This is a genomic window from Streptomyces sp. NBC_00012 (assembly GCF_045040875.1).
Lineage (GTDB): Bacteria > Actinomycetota > Actinomycetes > Streptomycetales > Streptomycetaceae > Streptomyces.
Window position 1 is genome coordinate 6,301,250 of the sequence record NZ_CP108309.1, and the last position, 10,861, is coordinate 6,312,110.

General features: G+C 71.7%; 13 protein-coding genes. 4 read left to right on the forward strand and 9 right to left on the reverse strand.

The features are described from left to right. Window positions 1-61: 61 nt before the first annotated feature. The 5 genes from OHA19_RS28870 to OHA19_RS28890 form a co-directional block, all read right to left on the reverse strand. The gene (locus tag OHA19_RS28870) at window positions 62-682 is read right to left on the reverse strand and encodes a winged helix-turn-helix domain-containing protein (protein ID WP_405711980.1); all 621 of its coding nucleotides are present in this window, start codon (window positions 680-682) and stop codon (window positions 62-64) included. Between the two features lie 341 nt (window positions 683-1,023). Beyond that, the gene (locus OHA19_RS28875; RefSeq protein WP_405711978.1) at window positions 1,024-1,935 is read right to left on the reverse strand and encodes a DUF6891 domain-containing protein; all 912 of its coding nucleotides are present in this window, start codon (window positions 1,933-1,935) and stop codon (window positions 1,024-1,026) included. Between the two features lie 90 nt (window positions 1,936-2,025). Next, window positions 2,026-3,060, reverse strand: coding sequence for a glutamine synthetase (gene glnII, locus OHA19_RS28880; RefSeq protein WP_405711976.1), 1,035 nt, complete (start codon window positions 3,058-3,060; stop codon window positions 2,026-2,028). A 132-nt stretch (window positions 3,061-3,192) separates the two neighbouring features. Then, window positions 3,193-4,329: an ARPP-2 domain-containing protein gene (locus tag OHA19_RS28885; RefSeq protein ID WP_405711974.1), complete on the reverse strand. Its 1,137-nt coding sequence runs from the start codon at window positions 4,327-4,329 to the stop codon at window positions 3,193-3,195. Next, window positions 4,326-5,810 (reverse strand): hypothetical protein, encoded by a 1,485-nt coding sequence (locus OHA19_RS28890; protein ID WP_405752155.1) that lies wholly within the window; start codon window positions 5,808-5,810, stop codon window positions 4,326-4,328. Before OHA19_RS28890 ends, OHA19_RS28885 begins: the two co-directional genes overlap by 4 nt. Before the next feature lie 209 nt (window positions 5,811-6,019). Here OHA19_RS28890 and OHA19_RS28895 point away from each other — a divergent pair, with 209 nt between their 5' ends. After that, window positions 6,020-6,931 carry a Gfo/Idh/MocA family protein gene (locus OHA19_RS28895; RefSeq protein ID WP_405711970.1) on the forward strand — a complete coding sequence of 304 codons (912 nt, stop codon included), beginning with the start codon at window positions 6,020-6,022 and terminating at the stop codon, window positions 6,929-6,931. A gap of 114 nt (window positions 6,932-7,045) precedes the next feature. Here the strand turns inward: OHA19_RS28895 and OHA19_RS28900 are convergent, their stop codons facing one another. Then, entirely contained in the window at window positions 7,046-7,507 is a 462-nt protein-coding gene (locus OHA19_RS28900) for a MarR family transcriptional regulator (protein WP_405711968.1), read from the reverse strand. A 91-nt stretch (window positions 7,508-7,598) separates the two neighbouring features. On the opposite strand from OHA19_RS28900, the gene OHA19_RS28905 reads away from it, so the two are divergent. After that, entirely contained in the window at window positions 7,599-8,456 is an 858-nt protein-coding gene (locus tag OHA19_RS28905) for an alpha/beta fold hydrolase (RefSeq protein WP_405711966.1), read from the forward strand. Between the two features lie 30 nt (window positions 8,457-8,486). On the opposite strand, the gene OHA19_RS28910 is transcribed toward OHA19_RS28905, so the two are convergent. After that, window positions 8,487-8,846 (reverse strand): arsenate reductase family protein, encoded by a 360-nt coding sequence (locus OHA19_RS28910; protein ID WP_405711964.1) that lies wholly within the window; start codon window positions 8,844-8,846, stop codon window positions 8,487-8,489. Window positions 8,847-8,966: 120 nt separating this feature from the next. Between OHA19_RS28910 and OHA19_RS28915 the strand changes: the two genes are divergently transcribed. Next, a complete protein-coding gene (locus tag OHA19_RS28915) occupies window positions 8,967-9,236 on the forward strand; it encodes a hypothetical protein (RefSeq protein ID WP_405711962.1) in 270 nt (89 codons plus the stop codon). Between the two features lie 81 nt (window positions 9,237-9,317). On the opposite strand, the gene OHA19_RS28920 is transcribed toward OHA19_RS28915, so the two are convergent. Then, window positions 9,318-9,752: a hypothetical protein gene (locus OHA19_RS28920; protein ID WP_405711961.1), complete on the reverse strand. Its 435-nt coding sequence runs from the start codon at window positions 9,750-9,752 to the stop codon at window positions 9,318-9,320. Window positions 9,753-9,900: 148 nt separating this feature from the next. On the opposite strand from OHA19_RS28920, the gene OHA19_RS28925 reads away from it, so the two are divergent. Next, entirely contained in the window at window positions 9,901-10,386 is a 486-nt protein-coding gene (locus OHA19_RS28925) for an FxLYD domain-containing protein (RefSeq protein WP_405711959.1), read from the forward strand. A 24-nt stretch (window positions 10,387-10,410) separates the two neighbouring features. Here OHA19_RS28925 and OHA19_RS28930 read toward each other — a convergent pair whose 3' ends face one another. Further along, on the reverse strand, window positions 10,411-10,746 hold the full coding sequence (locus OHA19_RS28930; protein WP_405711957.1) for a hypothetical protein: 336 nt from the start codon (window positions 10,744-10,746) through the stop codon (window positions 10,411-10,413). Window positions 10,747-10,861 lie beyond the last annotated feature (115 nt).

The window sequence follows — 10,861 nt, forward strand, 5'->3', positions numbered from 1 at the left end:
TGGAACGGCCCTGGTCCCCGGTACGCACCGGACCAGGGCCGCTCCCATGCCTTCCGACGCGTCAGGGTGTGTACTTGTACCCGACGCGCCGCACCGTCTGGATGGAACGGCGGTGCTCGGCACCCAGCTTGCGGCGCAGCCGGGCGATGTGGACATCGACGGTGCGCCCGTCACCCACGTGCCCGTAGCCCCAGACCGTGGTCACCAACTGGTCGCGGGTGTGCACCCGGTGCGGGTACGCGACCAGATGGGCGAGCAGCTCGAACTCCAGGTAGGTGAGGTCGAGCGTGTTCCCGTCCACCGCGGCGGTGCGCTGTACGGGGTCGATGACCACCGGACCCGTGGCCGCGTCCGCCACGGGGGTGGGCACCACCAACTGGGCGGCCGCGGCGGTGGCCGCGGCGACGGCGGGCTGCTGGTCGGCCGGTACGAGCACCAGGTAGCCGACCATCGGCGGCCGGCCGGGCAGTGCCGGAACGGTGTGCTGGGGCGCGGGCAGCCAGGTGGCACCCGGCGGCAGGAACTCGGCCACATCGGCCAGCTGGACGACCTCGTCGGGGTCGACGGCACGCAGCCGGTGGCGGTTGGGCGGGAGGGGGCGGACGGAGGTGGTGGCCGCAGCGGACGCCAAGGGCGCTGAGGTGGCAGCGGCCGAGGCGGAGAAGGTACGGGTGTTCGCCATGAGGGTCAGCTCTTTCGCGCGAAGGAGTCGTCGGTGGACGGACTTGCTTGCGCGCGGGCCGAAGGCCGGGGTGAGCGGCTTTAGAGGGCCTGCGCGTTCGACGCGCGACAACACACCCGGTCGAAGTCATGGTGCTGACGGGAAGGCCAGAACGGTTCGAGGTCGCTGCGACCTGTCGAGGTGTGCTGGAAGCCGGCCATGTCCCCATTGAACCAGAGAACCGGACGCCGCAGCAGATCTCTCCCACCCGTCGATACGGACCCTCTGCGTAACCTTCCTCACCTCGGACCGTCGCGACGGACGGGCCGCCACTCGCATCGGCCCCCACTGAGCCGCCCCTCTCAACCCACCAGCCGCTTGCGCCAGTCCAGGCCGGTCAGCTCGATCGCCTGGTCCGGCGAACCGTCCCATTCCACCATCAGCCCCGCGTCGCCGAGCGCCTCGACGACCTCCCGGCCCACGAGGGCGGTCGCATCCGCTGCCCGGCCGAAGCCGCCGTAGTACAGCGTGAGGCCGTGCCCGGACGCCGCGCTCTCGGTGCCCTGCGTATGGAAGAAGACGAATCCGCGCGCATCCTCCCGCCCGGCGCCCCGGATCTCGGCGAGACCGCACGACCGGCAGCAGGTGAAATGCTCCATCGCCGTGATCCCGCCCCGGTCCAGGCGGGCGAACGCCCGCGTCAGCCGGTCCGCGTCGGTCACCTCCGGCCACTGCCGCTGCTCCTCGACCCGCTCCAGCCACAGCCGCTCGACCAGCTGCCGGGCCTGCGCATGGGTCACCGGATGCACGCCGTCCTTCACCAGGTAGTCCTCGGCCGTCCGGGAGAGCTCCTGGACCGTCCCGTACCCGCAGCGGAGCAGCACCCGTATCCGATTCTCCAGCGTCTCCCGGATCTCCGCCGGGAGCTCCGGCACCGGCTCCTCCTCCGGAAGGTCGGCGCGCTCCCACTCCACGCCCGCGTCCCACTCCGGTTCCTGGCGCGCCCAGCGGGTCATCAGCTCGGCGACCCGCTCCGGCGAATCGACCGTGGTCTGCATGTGAGTGCCGGGACCTCCGGAGCGGCGCTCCAACTGGTAGCCCTCGCCGTGGTCGAACCAGACCTGCACGAAGGTCCCGGGGAGGTCGGGTACGCGCTGCACGACCAGGAAGCGGTCACCCTTCATCCCGATCCGGTGCACCAGGTCGCTCAGCGCCCGGTCCGAAATCCTGGTGTGCGTCTCGGAGTTCTCGGTCTCCACCTTGATGTCGAGCATGAGCCAACCCTGGCACGGCCCACTGACAACGGCCCGGGGGCGCCCACCCGCGACCGGGTGGGCGCCCCCTGGGCGGACGGTGGATCCGGATCAGACCTGGCCGGCCTTCTCCAGCGCGGTGCAGCAGGTGTCGACGATCAGACGGGTGACGACGTACGGGTCGACGTTGGCGTTCGGCCGGCGGTCCTCGATGTAGCCCTTCTGGGCCTGCTCGACCTGCCACGGGATGCGGACCGAGGCGCCGCGGTCGGAGACGCCGTAGCTGTACTCGTTCCACGGGGCGGTCTCGTGCAGACCGGTGAGGCGGTCGTCGATGCCCGCGCCGTAGTTCTTGACGTGGTCCATCGGCTTCGAGCCCTCGCCCAGCGACTCGCACGCGGTGATGATCGCGTCGTAACCCTCGCGCATGGCCTCGGTCGAGAAGTTGGTGTGGGCGCCCGCGCCGTTCCAGTCGCCCTTGACCGGCTTCGGGTCGAGGGTCGCGGAGACATTGAAGTCCTCGGCGGTGCGGTACAGCAGCCAGCGGGCGACCCACAGCTGGTCGGAGACCTCCAGCGGTGACAGCGGGCCGACCTGGAACTCCCACTGGCCGGGCATGACCTCGGCGTTGATGCCGGAGATGCCGAGCCCCGCCTTCAGACAGTTGTCGAGGTGCTTCTCGACGATCTCGCGGCCGAAGATCTCGTCGGCGCCGACCCCGCAGTAGTAGCCGCCCTGCGCGGCCGGGAAGCCGCCCTCGGGGAAGCCGAGCGGCCGGTGGCCGTCGAAGAAGGTGTACTCCTGCTCGATGCCGAAGACCGGCTGCTGGCCCTCGAACCGCTCGGCCACCGGGCGCAGCGCGGCACGGGTGTTGGACGCGTGCGGCGTCATGTCGATGTCGAAGACCTCGCACAGCACCAGGATGTCGTCGCCGCCACGGATCGGGTCCGGGCAGGAGAAGACCGGCTTCAGCACCCGGTCGGAGGCGTGGCCCTCGGCCTGGCTGGTGCTCGAACCGTCGAAGCCCCAGATCGGCAGCTCCGTCACGTCCTGCGAGGGGCTCCCGGCCATGATCTTCGTCTTGGAGCGGAGCTTGGCTGTCGGCTCGGTGCCGTCGATCCAGATGTACTCAGCCTTGAACGTCACGGAAGCCATCCTTTGCGGGTGCTGCGGTGCTGCGGTCCGGTCTACTCGGCGCAGCTTCGCAAGACGCGATTTCCCGTCCGTTGCCCGGATGTGAACCCCGTGTTACCGAGGTCTGCCGCGTGGTCTGCCGTGTTACGCGCGTGCCTTGAGCAGCGACTCGAAGCCGGCCGCGCGGATCCGGCGCACCACTTCCTCCTTGGTGGTGCCCAGCGCCTCGGCCGCCCCCGCGAGCCGCCAGTCCACGCCGGCGAGCCGGTGCAGCAGATGGCCGCGCCTGACCTGGGCCTCGGAGAGCCGGAACGTCTTCAGGTACGCGACCTGCCCCTTGTGATCGGTGATCGTCTCACCGATGTGCTGCCCGGCCCCGCCTGGCCGGAACGGCGGCAGGAACCGCCACAGCGTGAACGGACCCATCCGGTACACCCGGTCGAAGGCGTACGAGCTGTCCAGCAGCTCACCGGCGAACAGGGAATCGTGCGCATCGGCCCACTCGCGCTCCTGGGCCCGCGCCGCCGCCCGCAGACCGGCGAGCGTCCGCAGCTGCGGGCCGTCGGGTATCCGCGCCGTGAACTCCGGCACGGGAGCTCCGTACAGCGCGTACTGGTGGATCAGCTCTCCGTACAGGTCCTCGACCAGCGACGGGTGCAGCAGCCGGTAGTCGTCCGGGTGCGGCACGACGAACGCGGCGGCGAGCGCGTCGGCCGCGTACACCATCACCCCGCACTGGCCGGGATGGATCTCGAAGACCCGCAGCGCCGCGCCGAGCCCGCGCACCGACCACCCCAGGTACGCGTCCTCGGCGCGCGGCGAGAGCCCGTCGCGCAGCGCCTGCCGCGACCACTCCTCCCAGGCGATGGCCGGCCCGCCGAAGTGCAGCGCGAGATAGCCCTCCAGCGCGAGGTGCAGCGGCAGGAAACGCAGCCGGTCGCCCGGCCGGCGCTTCGCCATCCGGTGGTGGCGGTGGCGCTGGAGCCGCGCGGTCCGGGGCGGCCGGCTCCCGGCCCCGGAACCCGCGGCGCCGAGCTGCGTACCGTACGCGGCGGACTGCTCGCCCTCACCGGACCAGTCGGCGACGAAGCCGTGCGGGATGACCGAGGCGTAGTGTGCGCGCGGCCCGATGTCCACGGTGCCGTATCCGTGGTCCGTGTAGAGCTCCTCGTGCAGCCGGAGCCCCTCGACGGGCCGCTCGCGCACCAGCGGCACCAGCCGGATGCCGCCCCACACCTGGGCGGGGCGGGTGGTGAGCCCGGTCAGTTCCAGCCTGTTCACGATGTCGCTCCCGCCCCGTCGTCACCCACGAACCGTGCCACCTGCCGGTCCAGGTAGGCGTACAGCGCCGCCGCCCCCGTACGGCCCTCGGCGAACCCCGCGAGCTCCACCAGCGCCGGCAGATCCTCCGCGTCCCGGACACCCGCCGTGGGCACGCTCGGCGAGAGGCGCCGCACGTCGAAGGCGTCCGCGTCGTATACGGGGTTCACATGGACCACCGCGGTACGCCGGTCCGGGTCGAGCTCGGACCGCCAGACCCGGAGCACCTCGCCCGCGAGTCCGGGCGGTGCGTTGTCCCAGCCGTCCGAGACGATGACCAGCCGGTCCGGGCCGTGCTCCAGGGCGTCCAGCACACGGAAGCCGAGCGGGGTCGGCCCCCAGGGCCTGACCAGCAGCGGGTCGGTACGGCCCGAGGTCCACAGCGCGGTGTACGCGCCCGGCCCGGCCAGCGCCTCCAGCAGGAAGTGGCAGGCCAGCGCCACGGCGAGCGGGCGGCGCCGCTTCTCGCCCGACCCGGACGACGAGTAGCTGTCGTCCAGTACGGCGGCGACGCGGCCCCAGCTCCCGGCGTGCGGGCCCGCCGCGCGACGGGCCGCCGTGCGCAGCGCACGGGTCAGCTCCTCGCGGTGCAGCCGCCGCGCCTCGAAGCCGAGCGACAGGACGTACAGAGCGAGCCGGGTCAGCGGCATCACGGTCAGGTCCACGTCCGCGGGGAGCGGTGCGTCGCTGCCGCCGGTGCGCTGAGTCAGGGTCCGCAGCCGCTCCAGCCGGGTCATCCGCGGTGCCATCCGCTCCAGGAACACCTCGCGCTTCACCCCGCGCCGGGCGGCGAGGCCCTCGGCGACGGTGAACGGCAGCTCCTCGACGGCACCCTGGGCGTAGTGGGCGCGCCGCCACGCGTCGAGCAGCTGGTGCCGGTAGCGGGGCCGGTGCCGGGGCCGGAACAGGAAGTCCCCGATCTCACCGGACCCGTCCGGATCGGCGGATCCCCCGAACCCGAGGTGGACGTGGCGGGCGGCGGTCTTCAGGCCCGAGCGGTACTTCACCGCGTCGTGCGCCGGGTCGGGCCGGGCGGTCAGCCAGTCCCGCATGATCGCGCGGGTGCGCCGGTTGTTCACCTTGGCCGCCCGCAGCTCCCGGAACAGCCGGTACACGCGCTGCGGCGGCAGCTTCGCCAGCCGGGCGGCGATCAGCCGGCCCTCGGTGCGCTTCTCCTCGGCGCTCACGTCGGCCGCGTTCTCCAGCAGGCCCCGGACGACGCGCGCGGCGTTGTGGTCGTTGATGTCGAGGGCGAGCGAGGCGGCGTACACCCGGCGGTAGTTGACCCGTACGTACTCATGGAGGAAGTCCAGCGAGAGCTGCTGCTGGTACGCGGTCGAGCGGAACTCGCGCTGACCGGTCGCGGTGATCGCCGCGTTGACGAAGAGGAGTACGTCCTCGGCGGCGACGTGGCCGGCGTCGGTCCCGGTGCTGGTGGTCATGGTTTCCCCCGTGGCGTCGCACTCCGCCGCACGCGGGGGCGGAGCGCCGGCCGGGGAATGGGGGCGCGAACAGCGAAATTATTGCTTCAGAGGCAAGTCCCGGAAGTCGCAGCCGGAGTCCCGCGGCCGGCCCCGCAAACGTATCCATGAAGCTCACTCTCCGCCAACTCAATACCGGATCGCTCCGGCGAACCCGGCAGACTGGCCCCATGACGACACTTCCCGCGACCCCCCTGCGCATCGGCCTCGTCGGTACCGGTCCCTGGGCCCGGAACACCCATGCCCCCGCCCTCGCCGCCCACCCCGGCGTCGTACTGAGCGGTGTGTGGGGCCGCCGCCCCGAGGCCGCGCAGGAGCTGGCCGCCGCGCACGGCACCGAGGCGTACACCGGCGAGGCGGGCATCGACGAGCTGTTCGCCGCCAGCGACGCCGTCGCGTTCGCCCTGCCGCCGGACGTCCAGGCCCCGCTCGCCGCCCGCGCCGCGGCCACCGGCCGTCATCTGCTGCTGGACAAACCGGTCGCGACCACCGTCGCGGGAGCCCGCGAGGTCGTCCGGGCGGCCGAGCAGACGGGGGTCGCCTCCGTCGTCTTCTGCACTCTGCGGTTCGCGGCCGACGCGTCCGCCTGGATCGCCGAACAGGCCGCCCTGGACGGCTGGTTCACCGCCCGCGCCGAGTGGATCGGCGCGCTGTTCGCACCCGGTGCGACCAGTGAGTACGCCGCCTCGCCGTGGCGCCGCGACAAGGGCGGTCTGTGGGACGTCGGCCCGCACGCCCTGTCCGTCCTGATCCCGGTGCTGGGCGATGTGACCGGGCTGATGGCCGCCCGCGGCCCCTCCGACACCACGCACCTCGTCCTCCGTCACACCTCCGGCGCGTCCAGCACGGTGACGCTCGCACTGGGGGCACCCCTGGGCGCGGTCGGTACGGAGATCGAGCTCAGGGGCGAACAGGGGACGACCAGCCTGCCGCGCGGGGGCGACGCGGTCGGCTCGTTCCGATCGGCGGTCGACGCGCTGATCCAATCGGTGCGTACGGGGGACCCGCACCCGTGCGACGTACGGTTCGGGCTGCGCTTGACGGAGCTGCTGGCGGAGGCGGAGAAGCAGGTGGGCGCGTAGGGCCTGTCCGGCGGATCATGACCGGGGCCGCACGGCGACGGCTCCGCCGCCGCGCTGGTCGCATCAGCGTCCGGCGGAGCTCCGACCGGGCCGGTGCGCGAGGCGCTCCGATGGTCAGGGGATCGAGGTGACCGCCTCGTGCGCGGCGTACAGGAAACGCCGGACGGCGGCCGTCTCCGTCTCGTCGAAGTCGCGCAGCACCGTCACCGTGGTCTCGATCAGGGGCCCGAAGAACGCCCGTCCCAGCTCCACCGCCCGCTCGTCGACCGCCAGCAGCACGCGTCGCCGGTCGCGCGGGTCGCGGGTGCGGGTGAGATGGCCGAGCCGTTCGAGCCGGTCGATGACGGCGGTGGTGCCCGCGGAGTTGAGCCCGAGCTGCGCGCCGAGCCACCCGGCGGTGGCGTCCGTGCCCGCCCGCTCGGCGTCCAGCAGACAGATCAGGGCCCGGACATCGGTGCTGTGCATGTGGTGAAGAGTCGCGAACTCGGCCTGGCGCAGCCCGAATTCGATGGTCACCTTGCGCAGCAGATGCACGATCTCCAGCTCCGGTTCCGGTCCCGGACCTCGCTCGCTCATCGATGCTCCTTCCGCCTCACCGAGCCCATTATCTCGCTGAGCGAGATAATATCGGGAGCTGGCAGGAGCAGCCACGACCGGGGAGGCACCCATGACATCCACGTCGGCACCCACGTCGTTCCACGAGGCGTACGACGAGGTCCTGGCGGCCAACTGGCCCGCCGGAACGACGCACTCCCGGATCACCACCCCGTACGGCACCACCCACGTCAACAGCTGCGGCCCCGAGGACGCCCCACCCCTCGTGCTGCTGGCCGGCGGCGGCTCCACCTCCACCGTCTGGTACGCCCAGGCGGCCCACCTGGGCCGGGCACACCGCGTCCACGCCGTCGACCTGATCGGTGAGCCGGGCCGCAGCGTCGCGGGGGAGCGCCCGATCGGTACGGTGGCGGACCTGACAGCATGGCTGGACGGCGTACTGGACGGGCTGGGCGCCGACCGCACCGCGCTGGGCGGGCATTCCTACGGGGCCTGGATCGCTCTCCACCACGCCCTGGACGCGCCCCACCGCGTCCGGAAGCTGGTCCTGGTGGACCCGACCCAGTGCTTCGCCGGCTTCCGGCCCGGCTACCTTCTGCACGCCCTGCCGATGCTGATCCGGCCCGGCGCCGGGCGGACGAGGGCCTTCCTGAAGTGGGAGACGGGCGGCGCCGCGCTCGACCCCGCCTGGCTGCGGCTGCGCGAGGCGGCGGCCGGCTTCCCGTCCGCCCGCCCGGTCACCGGTCCCCGCCCCGCACCCGGGGCGCTGCGCGGGCTGGACGTACCGACCCTGGTCCTGCTCGCCGGACGTGGCCGGGCCCATGCCCCGGACCGCGTCGCCGCCGAGGCCGCCCGGCTGCTCCCGCGGGTGACGACGGCGACGATCCCTGGAGCGACGCACCATACGCTGCCGCTGCACGGGCCGACGGCCGCTGAACTGAACCGCAGGATCGCGGACTTCATCGGGTGACGGGCCGTCGCGCGGACCGCCCGCGGATGCTCAGCGCCCGAGCGCGTCGCGTACCGCCTCGTCCGTGCGCCCCACGACGGCGCTCCCGTCGTCCGCGGTGATGATCGGCCGCTGGATGAGCTTCGGGTGCTCGGCGAGGGCCGAGATCCACCGCTCACGCGAACCGGCCTCGCGCGGCCACTCCTTGAGCCCCAGCTCCTTCGCGTCGGCTTCCTGGGTCCGTGTGATGTCCCACGGCTCCAGCCCGAGCCGGTCGAGCACGGCCCGGATCTCGTCCGGCGAGGGCACATCCTCCAGGTAGCGGCGGACGGTGTACTCGGCACCCTCCGCATCGAGCAGCTGTACCGCGCTGCGGCACTTCGAACAGGCGGGATTGATCCAGATCTCCATGGGGCCAAAGGTACGCGAGGGACGGCCCGAAAGCCCTTCTGGCCAGCGCCGATTGTCAGTGCCGGGCAGTAAAATAAAGGCAGTTGGTGAGGGTTCCACGACCGTGCCAGGAGGTTGCCCATGGCCGTTGCCGCAGTCACGACCGAGCCGCTCCACAAGCCCCTGATGAAGAAGCCGCTTCCCGCGGGTCGGCCCCGCGAGTGGTACGTCTCCCACAACCGCCGCCTGAAGGCCATGCGCCTGGCGATCGCCCTGCTCGACACGGGCGTCTACTACCCGTCGACCGCGACCAACGCCAAGATACGCACGACTGCCGAGCGCATCGGCATCCACCCGCCGTCCGACACCACCTGCCGCATGGTCCGCGCCCTGATCCGTTACGGCCGCTGACGTCCGACGCACCGGTGACCGTGTCCCCGAGCCTTCCGCGGCCCGGGGACACGGCCACGTACGGGCGGTAATGGACCCGGCTCAGAATCCGCCGCAGGTAGCCGTGGCGAAGGCCCCGGAGGCGGTGGCCGTCCGGACGGTCCCGTTGTCCACCGTCACCGCACAGGCGACCTCACCGCCCGATGCCCCCAGGGTGACGGCGAAGGAGCCGCCGCTCATGAAGCCCCTGGTCCGTGTCTCCCCGGCCCACGGCAGCGTCCGCAGAGTCAGCCGCGTGGTCGAGAGGCCGCCGTCGCGCCAGGTGGGATAGGTGACGGTGACGTCCTTGGCGGTGCCGGTGACCTCGTACGTGATCCGAAGCGGCTTCGTCCCCTCCCTCGACAACGCACCGGCGGCCACCTCGACGGCCACGGCGCCGGCACCGGCCAGCGCGAGCACATTAACGAGCAGCACCCAGGGCCACCGCCGCCGACGCCGCTTCCCCTCCGCGATGCCGCCCGGCCTCTGGTCGCTCATGCCCTCAGCCTCGTCCGCCCCGTACCGCACCGCGAATCGACACCGCCTCTCCGCTCACCCGTCCGGCGTACACCGCATGCGGCCCGCGCCGCCTCCCCTTTGACTGAGGCGATGGGCGAAGGGGGAGTGGCGAGTGCTGGGAGGCACGATGACGAGGAAAGCCGCGCGAGGTCTGTGGGCCGTACTGCTGACGACGGCCGTGCTGTCGACCGCCGCAGCCTGCTCCGACGGCGGCGGCAGCGCGTCCAGCACGGCGTCCAAGGCCGCGTCCGCCGCCGCGTCGGCGGCATCCCGCGGCGCCGACGTGGTGGCCTCGGCGACGGCCGCCGCCGGCGAGAAGCTGAACAACTTCAAGAACGGCGTGAACGCCAAGAGCGACGTCGAGCTGGGCAAGCCGAGCACCGACGGCGACGGCCGCGCCACCGTGAAGGTCACCGCGAAGAACAGCTCCGACTCGAAGAAGTCGTACGCGGTACAGGTCAACTTCCGTGATGCGAACGGCAATCTGCTCGACGCGGTCGTGGTGACGGTCGACGACGTCGGCGCCAAGGCGTCCAAGGACGCCACGGCCCGCAGCAACCGCAAGCTGTCAGGAGAGGTCAAGGCCGAGGTGGGACAGGCTCTGCGGCACTGACCGCACCGCGACAGCGCACGACTGTCACGAACCGTTGAACGAATCCCCTGGAGTCAGATCCGGCGGCAGAACATTCACGACGACCGGAGCCGGGGGATCCGAAGGCGTGGGCACCTGGATGAGGAAGGGGAAGAACACGATCTCGCTTCCCGTATTCAGGGCCCGTTGCGAAACCCGGTAGCAAACGACCTCGTCCGGATTGTCGATGAGCGTGTAGCACTTGAGCGCCGAAGGCGCGAACTGGGAATTCTGCTGCGAGGCAACAGAGCTGCTCGCTGATGTGCCCAAGATCCCGGCCGTCAGGAAGGAAGCCGCCGCTGCGACGCTGATGTTCCGCAAAGTTCTCTTCTTCATGTCCATCAGCTCAAAGGCTCGGGGTGAACTGGAGTTCCCCATCAGCGTGCTGGGGGGCTTCAGCGGCCTCAGCATCATGGCTCGACGGGGACGATTCTCGTACAACCAGAACTGCTCGTAT